General features: G+C 59.7%; 19 protein-coding genes. 12 read left to right on the top strand and 7 right to left on the bottom strand.

All coding sequences use genetic code 11. The annotated features are described in order from the left end of the window. Nucleotides 1-102: 102 nt before the first annotated feature. The 3 genes from lpdA to AOT96_RS05190 all read right to left on the bottom strand — a co-directional run bounded on the left by lpdA (nt 103) and on the right by AOT96_RS05190 (nt 3901). Entirely contained in the window at nt 103-1506 is a 1404-nt protein-coding gene (gene lpdA, locus AOT96_RS05200; protein ID WP_047269781.1) for a dihydrolipoyl dehydrogenase, read from the bottom strand. A gap of 26 nt (nt 1507-1532) precedes the next feature. Further along, nucleotides 1533-3029, bottom strand: a complete 1497-nt coding sequence (locus AOT96_RS05195) for an MFS transporter (RefSeq protein WP_231917395.1) — start codon at nt 3027-3029, stop codon at nt 1533-1535. A 236-nt stretch (nt 3030-3265) separates the two neighbouring features. Continuing rightward, nucleotides 3266-3901, bottom strand: coding sequence for a TetR/AcrR family transcriptional regulator (locus AOT96_RS05190; protein ID WP_228232242.1), 636 nt, complete (start codon nt 3899-3901; stop codon nt 3266-3268). Between the two features lie 235 nt (nt 3902-4136). On the opposite strand from AOT96_RS05190, the gene AOT96_RS05185 reads away from it, so the two are divergent. The 8 genes from AOT96_RS05185 (at nt 4137) to lipA (ending at nt 13104) form a co-directional block, all read left to right on the top strand. Then, on the top strand, nt 4137-5120 hold the full coding sequence (locus AOT96_RS05185) for a thiamine pyrophosphate-dependent dehydrogenase E1 component subunit alpha (protein WP_050656427.1): 984 nt from the start codon (nt 4137-4139) through the stop codon (nt 5118-5120). Next, entirely contained in the window at nt 5117-6139 is a 1023-nt protein-coding gene (locus AOT96_RS05180; protein WP_007735418.1) for an alpha-ketoacid dehydrogenase subunit beta, read from the top strand. The genes AOT96_RS05185 and AOT96_RS05180 overlap by 4 nt, the downstream gene beginning before the upstream one ends. Nucleotides 6140-6164: 25 nt before the next feature. After that, a complete protein-coding gene (locus AOT96_RS05175; RefSeq protein WP_030538054.1) occupies nt 6165-7478 on the top strand; it encodes a dihydrolipoamide acetyltransferase family protein in 1314 nt (437 codons plus the stop codon). A 25-nt stretch (nt 7479-7503) separates the two neighbouring features. Then, nucleotides 7504-8601: an alcohol dehydrogenase catalytic domain-containing protein gene (locus AOT96_RS05170; RefSeq protein ID WP_065351394.1), complete on the top strand. Its 1098-nt coding sequence runs from the start codon at nt 7504-7506 to the stop codon at nt 8599-8601. A 25-nt stretch (nt 8602-8626) separates the two neighbouring features. After that, a complete protein-coding gene (locus AOT96_RS05165) occupies nt 8627-9664 on the top strand; it encodes a phosphotransferase family protein (RefSeq protein WP_065351393.1) in 1038 nt (345 codons plus the stop codon). Nucleotides 9665-9736: 72 nt separating this feature from the next. Continuing rightward, nucleotides 9737-10948 (top strand): acyl-CoA dehydrogenase family protein, encoded by a 1212-nt coding sequence (locus AOT96_RS05160; RefSeq protein WP_065351392.1) that lies wholly within the window; start codon nt 9737-9739, stop codon nt 10946-10948. Between the two features lie 54 nt (nt 10949-11002). After that, nucleotides 11003-12079: a phosphotransferase family protein gene (locus AOT96_RS36540; RefSeq protein ID WP_042452881.1), complete on the top strand. Its 1077-nt coding sequence runs from the start codon at nt 11003-11005 to the stop codon at nt 12077-12079. Next, complete coding sequence (lipA, locus tag AOT96_RS05150) at nt 12076-13104, top strand: lipoyl synthase (protein WP_065351391.1); 1029 nt, start codon at nt 12076-12078, stop codon at nt 13102-13104. The genes AOT96_RS36540 and lipA overlap by 4 nt, the downstream gene beginning before the upstream one ends. 36 nt (nt 13105-13140) lie before the next feature. Here the strand turns inward: lipA and AOT96_RS05145 are convergent, their stop codons facing one another. Then, entirely contained in the window at nt 13141-13662 is a 522-nt protein-coding gene (locus tag AOT96_RS05145; RefSeq protein ID WP_007731333.1) for a MarR family winged helix-turn-helix transcriptional regulator, read from the bottom strand. Nucleotides 13663-13756: 94 nt separating this feature from the next. Here AOT96_RS05145 and AOT96_RS05140 point away from each other — a divergent pair, with 94 nt between their 5' ends. Next, nucleotides 13757-14725: an NAD(P)/FAD-dependent oxidoreductase gene (locus AOT96_RS05140; protein ID WP_065351390.1), complete on the top strand. Its 969-nt coding sequence runs from the start codon at nt 13757-13759 to the stop codon at nt 14723-14725. On the opposite strand, the gene AOT96_RS05135 is transcribed toward AOT96_RS05140, so the two are convergent. After that, nucleotides 14683-15603: a TIGR01777 family oxidoreductase gene (locus AOT96_RS05135; RefSeq protein WP_050656413.1), complete on the bottom strand. Its 921-nt coding sequence runs from the start codon at nt 15601-15603 to the stop codon at nt 14683-14685. The genes AOT96_RS05140 and AOT96_RS05135 overlap by 43 nt on opposite strands. Further along, nucleotides 15600-16277, bottom strand: coding sequence for a TetR family transcriptional regulator (locus tag AOT96_RS05130; protein ID WP_065352766.1), 678 nt, complete (start codon nt 16275-16277; stop codon nt 15600-15602). Before AOT96_RS05130 ends, AOT96_RS05135 begins: the two co-directional genes overlap by 4 nt. Before the next feature lie 145 nt (nt 16278-16422). Between AOT96_RS05130 and AOT96_RS05125 the strand changes: the two genes are divergently transcribed. Together AOT96_RS05125 and AOT96_RS05120 are read left to right on the top strand one after the other, a co-directional pair. Beyond that, nucleotides 16423-16827, top strand: coding sequence for an EVE domain-containing protein (locus AOT96_RS05125; RefSeq protein WP_065351389.1), 405 nt, complete (start codon nt 16423-16425; stop codon nt 16825-16827). 12 nt (nt 16828-16839) lie between these two features. Then, complete coding sequence (locus tag AOT96_RS05120) at nt 16840-17286, top strand: MarR family winged helix-turn-helix transcriptional regulator (protein WP_003940281.1); 447 nt, start codon at nt 16840-16842, stop codon at nt 17284-17286. 6 nt (nt 17287-17292) lie between these two features. On the opposite strand, the gene AOT96_RS05115 is transcribed toward AOT96_RS05120, so the two are convergent. Then, the gene (locus tag AOT96_RS05115) at nt 17293-17946 is read right to left on the bottom strand and encodes a TetR/AcrR family transcriptional regulator (RefSeq protein ID WP_007731342.1); all 654 of its coding nucleotides are present in this window, start codon (nt 17944-17946) and stop codon (nt 17293-17295) included. 96 nt (nt 17947-18042) lie between these two features. Here AOT96_RS05115 and AOT96_RS05110 point away from each other — a divergent pair, with 96 nt between their 5' ends. After that, a complete protein-coding gene (locus AOT96_RS05110) occupies nt 18043-18504 on the top strand; it encodes a MaoC family dehydratase (RefSeq protein WP_065352765.1) in 462 nt (153 codons plus the stop codon). Nucleotides 18505-18522 lie beyond the last annotated feature (18 nt).

The raw sequence follows: 18522 nt of genomic DNA, 5'->3' as shown, positions 1-18522 counted from the left end.
GGATTGGAGTCTCGGGGTGGATCGGTGACTGGGAGTGCGTGGATTTCAGTACTGCCAGTAGATGTCACTGAGGTCTACTACTTTCTGATCGATCGGAGTTCTTCAGAGGTTGATCATGTGGCCGGCGAGGCCGTGGATCGCTTCCTGCAGTGCCTCACTGAGTGTGGGGTGGGTGTGGACGTTGCGTGCCAACTCGTTGACCGTGAGGTCCCACTTCTGGGCCAAGGTCAGCTCGGGCAGCAGTTCCGAAACGTCCGGTCCGATGAGGTGCCCGCCGAGCAGTTCGCCGTACTTCTTGTCGGCGATCAGCTTGACGAAACCGGTCGGGTCACCGAGACCGTGTGCCTTGCCGTTGGCAGCGAACGGGAAATTCGCGACCTTGACGTCGTAGCCCTCGGCCTTGGCCTGCTCCTCGGTCAAACCGAACGAGGCGACCTGCGGCTGGCAGAACGTCGCACGCGGCATCATCCGGTAGTCACCGAGTGTCTGCGTCTCCGCGCCGCCGATGGTCTCGGCAGCAACGACAGCCTGAGCTTCTGCGACGTGCGCGAGCTGCAGTTTGGCGGTGACGTCACCGATGGCGAAGATGTGCGGGACGTTGGTGCGCATGTAGTCGTCGATCGCGATGGCGCCGCGATCGGTCAACGCGACACCGGTGTTCTCGAGACCGAAGCCCTCCACGCGCGGTGCGAAGCCGACGGACTGCAGAACCTTGTCGACGACCACGGTCTCGATCTCGCCGGACTTGTTGTCCTTGATCGAGACGGTGACCTTGCTGCCGTCGTCGCTGATGGACTGCACAGCGGCACCGGTCTTGATGGTGACGCCGAGCTTCTTGTACTGCTTGGCGATTTCCTTCGAGACGTCGGCGTCCTCGTTGGGCAGTGCCCGATCGAGGAACTCGACGATCGTGACGTCGACGCCGTAGTTCTTGAGGACGTAACCGAACTCCATGCCGATCGCGCCGGCACCGACGATGAGGATCGAACCCGGAAGGTCACGGGTGAGGATCTGCTCTTCGTAGGTCACGACGTTCTCGCTCAGCGAGGTGCCGGGCAGCAACTTGGTGTACGAACCGGTCGCGATGATCGCGTTGTCGAACGTGATCGTCTCGGTGCCACCCTTGCTCAGCTCCACGCTGATGGTGTTGGCGTCGACGAACGTGCCCTTGCCGTCGTACTCCGGGATCTTGTTCTTCTTCATCAAGAAGTGAATGCCCTTGACTCGCCCGTCCGCGACCTTGCGGCTGCGATCGAAAGCGGAGCCGAAATCGAAGGACACGTCTCCGGACATGCCGAACGTCTTCGCTTCTTTCGTGAAGATGTGCGCGAGTTCGGCGTTACGGAGAAGCGCCTTGGACGGAATGCAGCCGACATTCAGGCATACACCGCCCCAGTACTTCTGCTCGATGATGGCGGTGCTCAGGCCCAGTTGTGCCGCGCGGATAGCAGCGACGTACCCACCGGGGCCGGCTCCGAGGACAACGACGTCATAGTGTGAGGTCACGATAATTCTCAGGTAGTCGATTCAGATCAGGTCAGTGCTTCCACAGACTGGGGCTTTCGGCCGTGCGGCATGATGAGAGTCGCGGCGAGTCCGACTATCGCCAGACCTGCTGCAACGAAATAGACTGTCGTGTAGCCAATTCCAGCGTAAATAGGCGTTCCGTCGGCAACCGTTGAAATGTTCAGGGCGAGGATGGCAAAACCAATCTGTACAGCAACAGCACTGCCGACGGATCCCACCACATTGACCGTCGAGGCTGTGACGGCCTGCAGTCGAACCGGCGCGGCGGCGATCACCAGGTTGGGTATTGCCGCACTGATCAGACCGGCCCCGAATGCATATACCAAGTATCCCAACAGTATCGGCCAGAATTCCTTGTGGGAGAGGGCGAGTGATGCGGAGCCGATCGCCATCAAGGCGAAGCCGATCCAGTTCGGCAGGCGTGCGCCCCGACGTTCTGCGATTATGCCGACAAGCAACCCCATTGCGACGGTGGCCACGCCGGCCGGTGTGGTCAACCGCGCCATGTAGCTTGCGCTTTCCCCCAACCCGTAGGTAACGCCGAGGGCGATGGGTGTCTGAACGATGAAGGACAACAAGACGAATTGGAGAACGATGACGGCCTGGCCGGTAAATTGCGCGACCAGTGTCGTCACGACAGCGCGACCACGCAGCACCGCAATGTCGATCAGTGGGTTCTCGATTCGCTTTTCGTATCGAGCCCATCCGATGAAAATTGCCACCGCGGCGATGGCGCAGAGAAGTGTCTTCCACGACGTCCAGCCCCACGTTCCGCCTTCGCCGATGCAGTACAGGAGGAGTGCGATCGAGAGCCCGAGCATGATCCCACCAACCCAGTCGATGGACGTTTTCACTCGGATCGGGGACTCGGGAACAACGAGCATGACCAAGGCACCCAAGAGCACAGGGCAGAGTGCCAATGCGAAGAACACTCCGCGGAATCCGAAATTGTCGATCAAAACTCCGGCAATGACAGGACCGGTGATCGTGGTGACACCAATTCCAGCGGTTGTCATGCTGACCGCCATCGCCAGCATCCGCTTCGGGAAGATGTCGCGCATCAGCGAGTAGGTTATCGGCACGATTGCAAGACCGAGTCCTTCGACGGTACGACCGACTAGTACTACGGAAAAGGTCGGCGCGATTGCGACGATCAGCGAGCCTGTTGCCATGCAGGCGGTTGCGATCAGAAGCCATTTCTTCTTACCGTCTCGATCTGCGAGCTTGCCGATCAACGGTGCGCTGATAGCGCCGGAGAGTGTGAACAGTGTTGACACCCAAGCGATGTTCGAGGTCTCGAATGAACCAGCCATGCTGGGGAGTGCGGGCGTCACCAGATTGAACGCGTATGCGACTTCTTCGGACAGAAGGCAGAGGATCAGGAGGATTCCGACCCAGCCGGCGGTTGATCGATTTCCCACGCCTTCTATCGCGAGAGTGGGGTTTTCGGAGGAAGACTCCGATGGAGTCGAGGAAGGATTATCCGTGGATGGAGCGGTCATCGTGGCTCCTGCATCTTTCTGACGGGAAGACGGGGCAGTGAGCGGGACAGTCGGCGCGGCGAGTGTGCAGACCCACTGAAGCATTTTGTGATGTGAGGCACAGTAAAATGGATCGATTGATTCTGTCAAGTGATCCACTAAATTTTTCCCGAGAAAATTGCAAAAGCGCGCACGGAGACGGCGCGTTCTGTGGATAGTGGATCCGCAACCCTACCTGGGAAGATCCACCCGAAAAGCTAGGTCCGGGTTGGATCCATGAGTGACTCGAGTCCGCCTGCGACAAAATCCGCCAGTGTGTCGAATCGACCGTTGGATAGCGCGCGAGATCCCTCGATGCTTGCGTCCGACCATCGTGCCGCCATCACGATCAGCGTGTTCACGGTGAGTGACCAGTTCAGTTCGATCGCGGTGTCGTCGGCTGCGGGGTAGGCGCGTTCGAGTAGTTTGCGCAGCAACTCTGCTGTGTCGTCCTTGACGGGGAATAGCCGAGGATCGTTGGCGAGGCTGAGTTGTCCACAAATAGTCAGCCACCGAACACCTTTGTCAGGTTCCTGATCGAGGAACTGGCGATACGGCAGTGCCAGGAGATCGACGATCTGCCTCGCTGTCGGAACGGTGTCGGAATCGACCATGTTCTTGGCCAGGCGATGAATGTGTGCGAGTACTTCGGCGCCGGAGTCGAGGAGGACGGCGTCGAGGATCGCGTCCTTGGATCCGAAATGATAGTGCGCGGATGCTGCTCCCAATCCGGCTTCGGCATTGATCGCTCGAATCGAGACGGCCTCGACTCCCTCTGCTGCGAACAGCTTTGCCGCTGAGTCGATCAGAGCACGGCGAGTTGCTGCGCCGTCGCGTGGACTGGATCGTGGCATTTCCGCAACCTTTCGGTTTGTTGACCCCATCATATCGCGATGTCGCGGCCTGATTTCCGGCCTGCTGACCCGGTGATGTCTGAGTAGATCTCAGTCGATTTAGAGAATGCACTTGATTGAATCACTTGATCCACATAGGGTGATGTGACAGCAGCCACACGAATGGCAATCGATGCCGGGTTGTCAAAGGCGCGAACCTCGTACTTGCATGTCGGACTGGTAGAAGGAGATCGGAATGGCCACGCACACAAGCGAACAGCTGACCGAAGTAGTGGAACCGGAGTCACTCGACCCACGGTTGGCGATCGACATTTTCACCGTCATGGCCCGTGCGCGTGCGATCGAGGACGCGGTGCAGATTCACATCCGGGACCACGGATTTGCCGGATTTTGGCATCCGGGCAAAGGGCAGGAAGGTGCTGTCGCTGGAGCGGTGGCAGCGATGCGAGACGACGACTATCTGTTCTATCAGGGAAGAGGAGCCACATGGCCGCTTGCCAAAGGGATGACGATGGGGCCGATCATCGGTGACCTGCTTGGAAAAGTGACAGGTTCTACCGGCGGAAAGGGTGCCGGCGTTCCTCACTGGGCTGATCCGGCGCTGGGAATCATGGGGGAGGGTGCGACGCTGGGTTCGGTGTATCCGGTGGCAGCAGGCGCGGCATTGTCGGCGCAAATGAGAGGCACTGGGCAAGTTGCGCTGGCGGACTTCGGCGACGGGACGGCGGCACGTGGCACCTTCCATGAAACTCTTCTCGAGGCATCGCGGTGGAAACTGCCGCTGGTCTACTTCTGTGAGAACAATGGAATCTCGGTAACCACCCCATTTGAATCTGTGAGTCCGACACGCACTATCGCCGAACGCGCGACTGCATACGGGATTCCCGGCGTTCGCGTCGATGGTCATGACGCCGTCGCTGTCTACCATGCGACAAAGGCTGCGATTGATCGAGCGCGCGATGGTCAGGGGCCGTCGTTGATCGAGGCAGTCGTCACCCGTGTCGGTGGACACTGGGAAGGTGACGCGCAGAAGTATCGCCCGGAAGACTTCCTGTCGACGTACCGAGATCCGTTGGACATCATGCGTTCTCGACTCGATGCTTTGCTGGCCGACCAGATCGTCGCCGCAGCGCGTGCGGAAGTTGCCGAAGCGCTCGCCGAGGCAGAAGCCGCTCCTTTGCCTGACCCCTCCGTTATCATGAAGGACGTTTTTGCATGACTATCACTGACGACACGTCTGTCAACCGCACGGCTCCGGAAACTACGGTGCAAAGCTACGAGGCCGCACAGGGTGCGGCGATTGCCGAAGAGATGCGCCGTGACCCCTCGGTGTTTCTCATGGGGCAGGACATTGCCTCAGGCGGGTTCTTCGGCGGAACCCGAGGCCTGGTAGAGGAATTCGGCCTGGACAGGATCCGAAACACCGGAATCACCGAAGCATTCATGGTGGGTGCAGCTGCCGGGGCGGCCATGACCGGAATGCGTCCGATCGTACAGTTGGGGTTTGCAGACTTCAGTTTGATCGCCGGGGACGAGATCTTTCAGAAACTGGGTAAGTGGCGCCATATGCACGGTGGTCAATTCGAACTTCCCGCTGTGATCATCATGCCGATCGGGCCGAGCGGTGGTGCAGGACCAGAACATTCGGGTTCGATGGAGATGCTACCGATGCATTTTCCGGGACTCAAAGCAGTTGTCCCGTCCAATCCTGCCAACGCGAAAGCCCTACTCAAGGCCGCAATCCGGGACCCAAATCCTGTTCTGTACTACCCGAGCAAGCAGCTCAACTTCAAACGGGGTGAGGTATTCACCGATCCCGAGTACGTAATGCCCTTGGGTAAAGCATCGATTCCACGGCGCGGCGACACAGTAACCGTCATCAGCTATGGATGTATGGTGCCTCGCTCGCTCGAAGCAGCACTCGTGCTGGCTGCGGAGGGTATCGAACTCGAGGTCGTCGACCTGCAGACGCTGGTTCCGCTGGACCACGACACGATCATCGCGTCGGTGATGCGGACCGGGCGGGCGATGATCGTTCACGAGGCGCCGAGAACCGCTGGTCCTGGCGCCGAGATCGCTGCGCTCATCCAGGAGCGTTGCTTCTACTGGCTCCACGCTCCGATCGCGCGTCTCGGTTCTGTGGATGCGCCGATTCCGGCGAGTCGGTTCCTCGAAGATCATTGCTTCCCAAGTGTTTCCGACATCATCGAGACGGCCCGTCACCTGGTTCGCGACTAATTACTCGACTACGAGGACATTCACCATGCTCACACTATTCGACGTCCACATGCCCCACATGGGGTCGGTGGAATTCGCGTTGCTCACCGAATGGCTGCTCAAGCCTGGGGACAGGGTCGCCGAGGGCGATCCGCTTTGTGAGGTGTCGACTGACAAGGTCGACACCGAAGTCGACTCGCCAACTTCGGGAATCCTCATCAGCTACGTTGCCGCAGTGGATCAGGAGGTTCCTGTCGGTGACGTCATTGCTCGATTTGCCTCACTCGACGCCGACCCGGTAGCCGTCGCGCAAGCCATTGCCGGTGAAGATGCAGTCGGTGAAGATGTCGCGCCGGCGGCGCCGACATCGGGTCCGATCGCGGGTCCGTTCCCGATTTCGCCGGATCGGGCTCTCGAGAGCGCGGCCCCGACAGTCGCCGCCGAGGGTTCTCGCCCACCCAACGATTCACTGGTGTTGGCTGCGTCGTGGTTCTCTCCGGTCAATCGTCCGCCCGAAGGAAGTCGACGCCTCCGCCTCGATTCGGGCTCGACTGATATGTCGCTGGAGAGCAAGAGCGAATTCTTGCCGGGAGCCAGGGATCGAGTACCGGAAGATGCTGACACCGTGGCGATTCCCGCCGGATACGAGGCGGTGACCTACACGGCTATCGAACACACTCGCCTGCGTAGGGCAATCGCCAAGAATCTGACAGAATCGTGGAATACGGCTCCTCAATTGACGGCGCAGGTTGATGTCGATTTCACTGCGGTCTCAGTAGCCCGAGCGAAGATCAACCGTGAGAGATCAGCTCGAGGTGAAGGGAAACTCAGTTTCCTTCCCTTTGTCGGTCACGCACTGTGCCGGGCGCTCGCAGACCACCCGGATGCCAATGCCACGTTCACGGACAAGCACCTCGTGCGATGGAACACTGTCAACCTGGGAATTGCCGTGGACACTCCGGACGGACTGATCGTCCCCGTCATACGTGATGCGCAGAATCTCGAACTGGAGGCACTGTCGGACGCAATAGTCGCGACCAGTAGTGCGATACTCTCGGGTTCCGCGCAGCCGGAGGATCTTTCGGGCGGAACAATTACGATCAGCAACTCGGGAAGTGTCGGCGGCGTGGTCTCGACTCCGATCCTGACTCGTCCGCAAGTTGCCTCGATCGGTCTCCCAGCCATCGTGCGTACCCCCGTCGCGCGAAAGAGCGTCGACGGTGAATCCGAGCTCCTCACCATCAGGCCCATTGCACGACTCGGATTGACCTTCGACCACAGGGCATTCGACGGCGCCGAAGCCTTGCGCACGCTGATGTCCGTACAGAAGTATCTCGAACAATGGCCGACAAAATCGTAGGCACTTCTCGACGTGAGGACATCAGATGAGGGCAGCAGTGCTTCGAGGTGGAGACGTCATACTTGCCGACATTCCGGAGCCGTCACCGGGACCGAATCAGCTTCTGGTGGAGCCGATAGCCACCGGGATCTGCGGCAGTGATCTTTCGGCCTGGCAGCACACCGATGATTTCCTGGCTGCGCATCGTGAGGCGGACGTGCCGGGAGCGCTGTTCGATCCGGCGCACGATGTTGTATTCGGACACGAGTTCACTGCAACGGTGACCGAGTTGGGAACCGGAGTGGTCGACTACGCAGTCGGTGACCGTCTGGTGGTTCTGCCGTGGGTCGTTGACGACGATGGATTGACTCATACAGTCGGATACTGCAATTCGAAGCCGGGAGGGCTGGCTGAAAGGGTTGTTATCCAGGCTGGAGGGCACCTGCACATCCCTCCGGACGTGGATCCGGTTACCGCTGCAGTGACCGAACCTCTCGCTACTGGTGTTAACGCCGCGCTGCGTTCACGAATCGTTGCCGGCGCCGCCGCAGTGGTGACCGGTTGCGGGCCTGTGGGACTCGGCGCAGTCATCGAATTGGCGCAACGTGGCGTTCACCCCATCGTCGTATCCGACCCTTCGGAACTTCGACGAACTGTGGCTTTGGCGTACGGGGCCGATGTGGCAGTCGATCCGAGGCACTCGGATCCACTGAGCACAGTTGCAGGAATGATTCCGGCAGATACCGAAGTATTTGTCTTCGAAGCATCCGGAGCGCGGAATCTACTGGGTTCCTTGATGTCTGTCGTTCCACCGTTCACACGCATTGTGATTGTCGGATCGGCAATGGAGCACGAGTCGATTCGACCCGTAATCGGGATTCTCAAGAATGTGAGTTTGGAATTCGTGGGTGGTCCGGGGCGTGGAGAACATACGTACCAAGCGTTTTCCCGAACTTTCGAACATATCGTGGAGCGTCGTTTCGATCCGGGATTGATGGTCACGGGCTTTGCCGGGCTGGATGCGGTGAGTGAGGTGTTCTCTGCGCTGCGCCCGGCCGCGGGTGACGAGATAGAGCACGTGAAGGTTTTGGTTCGGCCCGACCTGCCCGCCGGTGCGGGTGTGGTGCGTTGTGGCGTCGAGTAACGGACTATGGGATGAGGACGTTGTAATGAATGAGGTTGAATCAATAGCGGAGAGCGAGCAGTTCAACGCCGACTTGGTTCGGTCCAGGTTGGTCGAGATGGGCGAGTTGGGTACGGGCGAGGAACTGACTGTGCGACTATTGGCAGGCGGTCGATCCAACCTGACGTTCGAGTTGGCGAGTAAGTCGAGAAGATGGATTCTGCGTCGTCCGCCGATCGGTCACCGTCTGGAGACTGCTCACGACATGGGTCGGGAAGTGACCGTTCAGCGAGCCCTCGCGGAAAGTGCTGTCCCGGTTCCGCGGATCGTGTTCTCCGAGGAGTTCGACGCGACATCGGGTGGAAGTTTCTACGTCATGGACAAGATCGAAGGTCAGGTGTTGCGAACCGATGACGACTTCGCTTCCGTGGACGAGGGCAATCGCTCCGAGTTGGCGCATCGCTACGTCGATTGCCTGGCTGCACTGCACACGCAAGACTTTCGTAGCCTGGGTTTGTCTGGTTTCGGTAGGCCGGAGGGTTACCTCGAGCGCCAGGTACGGCGATGGAGCAAGCAGTTGGCGTCGTCGAAGTCCCGCGATCTTCCGATGTTGGAAAAACTGGGGGCGCGGGTCGCGTCGTCGATTCCGGGGCAGTCTGCAACCTCGATCGTTCACGGCGACTTTCGATTCGACAACATGATTGTTCGGTTAGGTGCCCCGTCGGACATTGTCGGAGTGCTGGATTGGGAGATGTCAACACTGGGTGATCCGTTGACAGACTTGGGTTTAGTCCATCTGTTCTGGTCGGGATGGGCGGGTATCGATAATCCGATTGCCGGGACGCCTTCTGCGCATGAGGGTTTCCCCTCGTTCGACGACCTTGTCGAAAGACATTCCCTAGGTACCGGGTTCGATACCGATGCGCTGCAGTGGTATTCGAGCTTTGCATTCTACAAGATGGCAGTGATTCTGGAAGGCATCCATCTTCGCTTCGTCAATGGGGAAACAGTCGGCGACGGTTTCGAGGACATCGGCTCGATGGTCGTTCCTTTGGCAGAGCGCGGGCTTTCGGCACTTGCGTAGCCGAAAATTGTTGTCAAACAGTAATTTCTGATCTCGGTCGTACTCGGCCCACGAAGGGTGAAGGTGTGTGACATGGACTTCGAATTCGACGCGAAGACTATTGATTTGAAGGAACGCGCGTCGGCATTCATGGACGAGTTCGTTTTTCCCGCAGAGCATTTCTTCCACGACAACCCGGAAGTAGGGGATCGGCAGTGGGAGCGTCCGGCGGTGATGGCGGAACTGAAGGAACACGCGAAGGCACAAGGGTTGTGGAATCTGTTTCTTCCGCACGATCCGCGTGGTGCGGGACTGTCGAATCTGCAGTACGCACCGTTGGCCGAGGTCACGGGTTGGAGTCCGGAGGTTGCGCCCGAAGCGTTCAACTGCAACCCACCCGATACCGGGAACATGGAGTTGCTGACGCTGTTCGGGACTGACGAGCAGAAACATCGGTGGCTCGATCCGTTGTTGAACGGTGACATCAGGTCGGCGTATTGCATGACGGAACCGGACGTGTCGTCGTCTGATCCCGCGAACTTGACCTGCTCAATCACTGATGAGGGTGATTGTTGGAGGATCAATGGACGTAAGTGGTGGTCGACCGGCGCGATGAGCAGCGATTGTGTGTTGTTGATCGTGATGGGGGTGTCAGATCCTGATGCGGATCCGCGGTCGCGCCACAGTTTGGTTCTGATTCCGCGTGAGACTCCTGGCGTGCGTATTGTCCGGGGACTGAAGATGTTCGGCTTCACACACGGTGCCCATGGCGGTCACGCGGAGGTGCATTTCGAGGACGTACTTGTTCCCAAGGACCACATGCTCGGCGAGCGTGGTCGGGGGCAGGCGCTGGCGCAGGCCAGGCTCGGTCCAGGGCGGATTCATCACTGCATGCGCATGATCGGGATGGCGGAGCGTGCGATCGAGTTGATGTGTCGTCGGGCGAACGAGCGTGAGGCCTTCGGTAAGTCGTTGGCGGATCAGGGAATTATTCAGCATTGGATCGCGCAGTCCAGGGTAAAGATCGACCAGTTGCGGTTGTTCGTTCTGCGGACTGCCTGGTTGATCGACACAGTTGGGGCGCGTGAGGCGCGCACGGAAATTTCGGCTATCAAGGTTGCTGCCCCAGACGCTGTGGGTTGGGTGATCGACAAGGCAATTCAGGTGCATGGCGCCGGCGGAATGACGCAGGACTATCCGCTGGCGATGTTGTGGGCGCAGGCTCGGACCATGCGCTTCATCGACGGCGCTGACGAGGTTCATCGGATGGTTGTCGCGTCGCGTGAATTGCGGCTTCATCGATAGCAGTCCGGGTTGCACGAATGACGAATCGATTCCGAATGGGGATAACTGGTGGCAATGCAACTCCCATTCGATATCGGTGAGATTCGACGTCGTCTGATCGACTGTGGCGAGTTGGATCGATACTCGCGATTCAGTGCTAACAAGGTGTCCAGTTCGCCGCCGGGTCAGGCGTACTCCTTGACCAGCGATGAAGGAGCGTGGATCCTGCGCTGTTCGTCGAGCAGTGATGACAGTCTTGGAACACAGGGAATTCGAGCAGAAGCCACTGCGCTGCATATGCTCGAAAAGAGCAGCATTCCAGTACCCCTCCTTGTCTACCGGGACGAAGCCTCTGGATTGGTCGTCTCTCGACGGGTGCATGGGTCATCTCTCCGGACCGATATTCAACTAGCCGACGTCGAGATCGGCGCGAGAAGCCTGGTAGCGAACTCATTTGCCGATACGCTTGCCGGGATTCATTCGCTCGAAGTCGGCCTCGACGGTGTGAGTACCCTCCCCGGGATGTGCGGGGAACTGCACAACTACTTGTCCGAGATCGGGATAAGGCTCGCTCGGCACGAATTGAGTGTGAGGCCGGCGTTGAACGCTCTCCTCGATTCCCTCGCGCGATCGGTGCCGGAACCGCGGAAGCCCTGCTTGCTCCACGGCGAATATCGTCTGGATCGAACGGTTTTCGACCTCGACGACTCCCCACTATTGCGCGCAGTGACAGATTGGCGTCGAGTAGGTTTCGGTGACCCGCTGTTGGACGTCGGTATCGCCTACGTTTTCTGGGCAGGTCTGAGAGGAATTCCCAGCGTTGTATCGGGTTGCCCTTCAGTTCATTTCGGATACCCGGCATTCGAGCAGGTGTTGTCCCGGTATCGAAGGTCAGTTACCTTCCATGTCGATACACGCGTGTTGCCGTGGTTCTACTCGGTGGGGTTTCTCGAGGTTGCTGCACGTGTGCTCGAACTGTGCGATGAGAGAAGCGAATGGCTATCGAGCACAAATAGATTCGGCGATGTGTCGGCCTTGGTAACACCATTGATCACTCGCGCAGTTGCAGCCTTGGAAGGCAGTCACCTTGCCGCATCCTTTGCACTCACGCGAATGGCAGAGACCCGACGAATACTTGGAGGAAAGTCGTGACGCACGACAATCGAACCACCGGGGAGGGGCGCAAGCTGCTCCGTCTCGAGATCCGAAACGCGGAGACGCCCATCGAACGCAAACCCAACTGGATCAAGACCCGAGCAAAGATGGGCCCCGAGTACGCGGAGCTCAAGGGCCTGGTCAAGCGTGAAGGTTTGCACACCGTCTGCGAGGAAGCGGGCTGCCCCAACATCTACGAGTGCTGGGAAGACCGCGAAGCCACGTTCCTGATCGGCGGTGAGCAGTGCACACGCCGCTGCGACTTCTGCCAGATCGACACCGGCAAGCCCGAAGCCCTCGACCGCGACGAGCCCCGTCGCGTCGCGGAAAGCGTTCAGGCCATGGGCCTTCGGTACTCCACGATCACCGGCGTCGCCCGCGACGACCTCCCCGACGGCGGCGCCTGGCTCTACGCCGAGACCGTCCGCAAGATCCACGAACTCAACCCGGGCACCGGCGTCGAGAACCTGGTTCCGGACTTCAACGGCAAGCCCGAACTGCTCGACGAGGTCTTCGCCTCACGCCCCGAGGTACTCGCACACAACCTCGAGACCGTCCCCCGCATCTTCAAGCGGATCCGTCCGGCATTCCGGTACCAGCGCAGCCTCGACGTCATCACCGCAGCACGCGACTACGGACTGGTCACCAAGTCCAACCTGATCCTCGGCATGGGCGAAACCCCTGAAGAGGTCACCGAGGCGATGGCAGATCTCCACGCCGCCGGTTGCGACATCCTCACCATCACCCAGTACCTGCGACCCTCGCCCCGGCACCACCCCGTCGAGCGGTGGGTCAAGCCCGAGGAGTTCGTCGCACACTCCAAGGCTGCAGAAGCGATGGGCTTCGCCGGCGTCATGGCCGGTCCGTTGGTTCGCTCGTCGTACCGCGCCGGCCGCCTGTATGCGCAGGCCATGGCACATCATGGCCGCGAACTTCCCGAGGCGCAGCGTCATCTGACCGAGGGCGGCGACGCTTCCCAGGAAGCCAGCTCACTCATCGCACGCCTCGTCGTCGATATCTAGTGCGCCGACGTCAGTTCGATACAGGAATTGGGCGACTCAGGTACGCGAACGGGCATCGCTCATCCGATCGAGCCCACTTTCCATGGATACTGCCAGTCGCTCGAGTGCGGCAAGGACCTTCCCCCGGTCCCGTCCGAGTTGGGTGAACAATTCACCGTGAGCGGCGAGTTCGCGAGGAAAGACGTCGTCGACGACAGCGTTTCCCTGGACCGTCATCGTGATCAGTGCAGATCGCCTGTCTTCGGGATTGCTTGTGCGGGAGACGAGTCCTCGCTTCTCGAGTCGCGCGAGTGCCTTGCTGACCCCGGCCCGAGACATACCGAGGCGTTCGGCGAGACGAATCGCGGTGACCGGTTCCTCGGCGTATCGCAGTGGCACAAGCAGTTCCACTTCCGACACGGTGAGATCCGCGGTTTGGTATACCGGTTCGACTGCTAGTTCGAGAAGCGCCGTAATCCGTTTGAGTTGCGCGACCACTTCCATGGGCGAGGTGTCGAGGTCGGGATTGTTTTCGGCCCAGAGGTTGCAGGTACGGGAGCGGAGTGTTGGTTCGTTCACGATTCCTCAACTTTGTTAACCGGTAAACAAATTTGCTAGATCGCCAGAATAGCCCACCGTCTCGGGTGGGACGATCTGCGGACTGGGGGAGCACATGAGGTTCGACGTGGTGATTGTCGGTGGCGGTGCGGCGGGGTTGAGTGCCGCGCTTGTTCTGGCTCGGGCTCGGCGGCGAGTGATGATCGTCGATGCAGGTAACCCGCGCAATGGTGTCTCCGAGCACCTGCACGGGTACCTGACGCGGGATGGTGAGAGTCCTACGCAATTACTTGCGGCCGGCCGCAAGGAGGTTCTCGAGTACGGCAGCGAAATGACGACTGGCACCGCAATCCGAATCGAGCGCACGGACGACGGTGGGTTTCTTGTGCAAACCGACGCGACTGCGTCGCTGGAGGCACGGACTGTTCTGGTTGCTACTGGGTTACGTGACGAGCTGCCGAACATCGCTGGGCTGCAAGATCGCTGGGGCGTCGACGTTCTGCATTGTCCCTACTGTCACGGGTACGAGGTTCGAGATTCCCCGATCGGTGTGCTCGGTGGTGGCAATAGGCCGTTCACCATTCATCAGGCGTCGTTGGTGCGTCAATGGTCGGAGGATGTCGTCTTCTTTCCCAACCGTATCGAGCTGACGGGAGCCGAACGGGAGCGGCTGATTGCCAGGGGGATTCGCATTGTCGAAGGCGATGTGGCTGGCGTGTCGGTTGGCGATGGTCGATTGGACGGCGTCGAACTGGCCTCCGGTCAGGTAATTCCGCGAAGCGTAGTGTTTGTCGGCCCACGGTTTGTTCCGGGAGGCGATCTGTTGACTGACCTGGGGTGTGAAGCCGACGAAAATGGTTGGGTGGTAACTGATCCTGCAGGCAGCACAAGTGTGCCTGGAGCCTGGGCCGCGGGGAATGTGTCGGATTCTCCGGCGCAGTTGATCACCGCCGCCGCTGCCGGATCAAAGGCTGCGATTGCACTGAATCACTATCTGCTCGAGCAGGATATCGTGCGAGCGGTTGCGATCGCAGCCGAACTTCAGCCGAGTGAAACCGGAAGCAACCCTCGCGGGGTCTCTTGAGCGATCTGGTTCAGCGCAGACTCCAACGTCGGAAATTGATACTGGAAGCCGCTGTCCGCGAGCACCCCTGGTGAAACCCAGCGACTCTTCGTTACCAGTTCAGCCTCGGTGCGGATGATTCGTGCGCCGAACTCGAGCATCCAGCCCGGCGTCGGAAACCCATATTGTCGGCCAAGTTTCGCTCGTACCATCCGCATCATGTCGGTGTTGGTTACCGGATACGGGGATGCGATATTGACCGGGCCTGAGATCTCCGGATTCTCGTAGACGTGGATGATCGCGCGAATGACGTCGGCGATGTGAATCCAGCTGAACATCTGTCGGCCGTCGCCCATTCGTCCGCCGAAGCCCATTCGGGCGAGGTTGACGAACGGATTGATCGCCCCACCGCCGGCTCCGAGGACGATCGACATCCGAAGTGCCACTTTGCGAACAGGCGTCGGGGCTGAGAACAATTCGTGTTCCCACGCTCGCGCGACCGCTACGGAGAATCCCTTACCCAGCTCTCCGTTCTTCTCGTCCATCGGTCGATCTCGTGCGTCTCGGTAGATCGTGCCGGTACTGGCATTCGCCCAGAGTGAGGGTGGCTGCGGCGTGCGGGTCAGCGCACGACCCAACAGTGCAGTCGTTTCCACTCGGGAGGAGAAGATGTCGTCGGCATTGCGCTTGTTGTAGCGGCAGCTCACGGAGCGGCCGGCGAGGTTGACGAGCAGATCCGTGCCGCTGAGTACATCGGCGACGCCGTGCTCGTCGGACCACGTGGCATCGCTCGTTCCTCCCCGGCCGATCGTCCGAACGTCGACCCCGTTGGATTCGAGCGTTCGAAGAAGGTGTTGGCCTACGTAACCCGACGCACCACAGACAACAACGGTCTTCATGGTTTTGTGTTCCCCTCTGCAGAAACGACTTTTGTCATCAGGGCGGCGACATCGCCGACCAGACCTCGTGCCACTGGCAGCCGGGCGAGGGTGAGCGCTTTCGCGATGATCGGTACCAGGCCGTCGACGAGGGATCGGGTACGAGTTTGCCCCGGAGACGCGTCGGTGACCCAGTGCAGCGTCACGCCCAGATAGCTGAGCCACAAGAGCGTGGGGAGCTGGGTCTCCAATGACGCCGGCGTCTTCTGCTTCGACGCCGCCAGTGCTTCACGCATCAGATCGACGGCCATCGATCTCGCATCGGTCGACTCGGCCGAGAACGGGCTGGACTGTGATGTGGTGGGCAGGGCAACGTGCAGAAACGTGCTGCCGAAGCCGTGATAGGGCCCCATGACATCGAGTCCGGTGTGCAGAACAATCCTGAGATTTTCTGTCAGTGACCCACCTTCGCGAAGGAGTGGAAGCGCCCGCGCGCGGTGATCGCGTTGGATGGCGAGATACAGCTCGTGAACCAGTTCGTCTTTACTGGCGAAGTAGTAGTAGGCGTTCCCGAGCGAGACCTCTGCCTCATTTGCGATCTTGCGCATGGTCGTCGCTGCGAAGCCCTCGTCGCGGAAGAGCCGCAATGCTGTTTCCACCAGCTTTTCCCTGGTCTCGATCCCGCGACTACTCATCGACACTCCTTCTTTGAACATGTTCAAGTGCAGCGTACGCCCTGGAGTTGAACACGTTCAAGAGTGGATCTGTTGCGTGAAATATAATAAGCGCGCATACTAAATGTATGAATGAATGTGCTTTCGGTTCGCCAGGGGGCCGGCGATGAATGCCTGGTTAGGGGTTGTCTCTGCCGAACATGTGCGTCGCGCAGTGGATCTCGGTATCGCACAGATCGGGCACGGAAAGAGAGCTGGTTTGGTACGGATGAAAGCAGGTGACGTGCTTGTCTATTATTCGCCGGTCGAGTCCATGGGCGACCGAGATCCGTTGCGCGAGTTCACAGCTCTCGGTGTGATCGAAGAGGGTGAGATCTGGCAGGCGGACGAGGGGTGTTTCAAGCCGTTTCGGCGTCGAGTGCGATACGAGCAGTTCACGCCCGTTCCACTCGGCGATGTGCGGAGTCGATTGGCGCTGACCTCGGCACCGAATTGGGGGTATCAACTCCGGCGTGGCTTGATTCCGTTGGATGACAACGACGTCGAGGTTCTGCGTTCGACGACGAGCTGACACACTGGCGATGTGGCGAAGAAACTGGAAACCGACTTCGAGGACGCGGACGAGAGTCCCGGTCTGATGTTGTGGCGTGTCACCAATGCTTGGCAAGCCTCGATTCGCGCGGCGCTGCGACCTTTCGACCTGACCCACGTGCAGTTCGTTCTGCTCGCAGCACTGACCTGGCTGGATGCAGAGACGCCGATAACTCAACGCGGTCTTGCCGAGTACGCGCGCACCGACGCGATGATGACGTCACAGGTGATTCGGACCCTCGAATCCAAGGGGTTTGTCGAACGACGTCCACATCCGACCGATGCTCGTGCTCGCTCGCTTGCCGTCACGCCGGTGGGTGCGGCCTTGGCCGGCAGGGCGAACCGCGCGGTGGAATCTTCGGACCGGGAATTCTTCGCCGCTCTGGGGGATCGTCAGGCGGCCTTCGTCGCGATGCTCGGCGCGCTTGATCGACGGTAACAACCCTCAGTTTCGAGGAGGTTGCTCTGTAGTTCTCTGCAGCAGTGCGTATTTGGCTTCCAGTCCGTCCAGTAGGGATTCCAGCGCGAGTTCGAAACTGGCACCGTCGATTTCCGCAGCACGCTCACGCAACAGATGTGCTCGCGTGAGGTGCGGGTAACGCTCGGCGTAGATCGCAGGATCGTCCACGAATCCGCCGGAGAACGTCGCCGTCGCAGCACCCATGACCACGTACTTGACGGAAGCGCCGATCAGCGTTGCCGTGCGCTGCGGCCATCCGGCGCGCACCAGTCCACCATGGATGGCGTTCGCGCGGTCAAGGGCGATGGGCCTGACGCTCGGACCGTAGGCCAAGTAGGGAACGATATTGGGATGCTTGCCCAGGGCGGCGTGGTAGGACCGCGCCCACGTGCGTAGCGCGCCGCGCCAATCGTCGGAGTCGAAGCCGCTCACGTCGACGGACTCCATGATGACGTTCGCGACGTCGTCGAGTAACTCGTCCTTGTTGGCGTAATGGCTGTACAGCGACGGTGCCTGTACGCCGAGAACAGTGGCGAGTTTGCGCATCGAGAAGTCGGTCAAACCGTGCTCGTCCACCAGTTTCAGGGCGGTGTCCCTGATGATCGGCTTGCTCAAGAGTGGAACCCGCGGTCGCGCCATCGCCCAGAACCCTTTCGTCTGAAAGTACTGGACAACCTTACACCGTGAGTTTATTATCGAATTAACCTAACAGTGTTCGGGAACGTGGAGGATCAGATGACACGGGTGTTCGAGAACAAGTCCGATCTCCTGGGGGCAATCGGTGAAACGCTGGGCTCGAGCGAGTGGGTCGAGGTCACCCGCGAGATGGTCCATCAATTTGCCGACGCGACCGGTGACCATCAGTGGATTCACGTCGACGACGAAAGGGCAAAGCGTGAATCACCTTTCGGTGGTCCGATTGCCCACGGGTATCTGACTCTCTCGCTCCTGCCGCTTCTGTCGAAGTCCGTGTACCGCATCGACGGGGCGAAGATGGTCGTCAACTACGGGTCCGACAAGGTTCGATTCCCGAGTCCAGTGCCGGTCGGAGCCAAGGTTCGCAACACTGCAGTGCTCTCCGCGATCGAAGAGTTGCCGAACGGCTCGCTGCAGAGTCAGATCACCAACACCGTCGAGATCGAAGGCGTGGACAAGCCCGCCGTTGTTGCGCAGACCGTCGCACGAATCTTGTTCTGAAACCCTGCCAGAAGAAAG

The organism is Rhodococcus sp. 008 (assembly GCF_001682295.1).
Classification (GTDB): Bacteria; Actinomycetota; Actinomycetes; order Mycobacteriales; family Mycobacteriaceae; genus Rhodococcus_F; species Rhodococcus_F qingshengii.
This window is presented reverse-complemented; position numbering and strand designations above follow the sequence as displayed.

What these genes read in the sequence shown, in the direction of transcription:
- AOT96_RS05185 (WP_050656427.1), top strand. Translation starts at nt 4,137, where the DNA reads ATGGCCACGCACACAAGCGAACAGCTGACCGAAGTAGTGGAACCGGAG.
- AOT96_RS05195 (WP_231917395.1), bottom strand. Translation starts at nt 3,029, where the DNA reads ATGACCGCTCCATCCACGGATAATCCTTCCTCGACTCCATCGGAGTCT.
- AOT96_RS05140 (WP_065351390.1), top strand. Translation starts at nt 13,757, where the DNA reads ATGAGGTTCGACGTGGTGATTGTCGGTGGCGGTGCGGCGGGGTTGAGT.
- AOT96_RS05170 (WP_065351394.1), top strand. Translation starts at nt 7,504, where the DNA reads ATGAGGGCAGCAGTGCTTCGAGGTGGAGACGTCATACTTGCCGACATT.
- AOT96_RS05175 (WP_030538054.1), top strand. Translation starts at nt 6,165, where the DNA reads ATGCTCACACTATTCGACGTCCACATGCCCCACATGGGGTCGGTGGAA.
- AOT96_RS05110 (WP_065352765.1), top strand. Translation starts at nt 18,043, where the DNA reads ATGACACGGGTGTTCGAGAACAAGTCCGATCTCCTGGGGGCAATCGGT.
- AOT96_RS05115 (WP_007731342.1), bottom strand. Translation starts at nt 17,946, where the DNA reads ATGGCGCGACCGCGGGTTCCACTCTTGAGCAAGCCGATCATCAGGGAC.
- AOT96_RS05160 (WP_065351392.1), top strand. Translation starts at nt 9,737, where the DNA reads ATGGACTTCGAATTCGACGCGAAGACTATTGATTTGAAGGAACGCGCG.
- AOT96_RS05125 (WP_065351389.1), top strand. Translation starts at nt 16,423, where the DNA reads ATGAATGCCTGGTTAGGGGTTGTCTCTGCCGAACATGTGCGTCGCGCA.
- AOT96_RS05135 (WP_050656413.1), bottom strand. Translation starts at nt 15,603, where the DNA reads ATGAAGACCGTTGTTGTCTGTGGTGCGTCGGGTTACGTAGGCCAACAC.
- AOT96_RS05130 (WP_065352766.1), bottom strand. Translation starts at nt 16,277, where the DNA reads ATGAGTAGTCGCGGGATCGAGACCAGGGAAAAGCTGGTGGAAACAGCA.
- AOT96_RS05180 (WP_007735418.1), top strand. Translation starts at nt 5,117, where the DNA reads ATGACTATCACTGACGACACGTCTGTCAACCGCACGGCTCCGGAAACT.
- AOT96_RS05190 (WP_228232242.1), bottom strand. Translation starts at nt 3,901, where the DNA reads ATGCCACGATCCAGTCCACGCGACGGCGCAGCAACTCGCCGTGCTCTG.
- AOT96_RS05165 (WP_065351393.1), top strand. Translation starts at nt 8,627, where the DNA reads ATGAATGAGGTTGAATCAATAGCGGAGAGCGAGCAGTTCAACGCCGAC.
- AOT96_RS36540 (WP_042452881.1), top strand. Translation starts at nt 11,003, where the DNA reads ATGCAACTCCCATTCGATATCGGTGAGATTCGACGTCGTCTGATCGAC.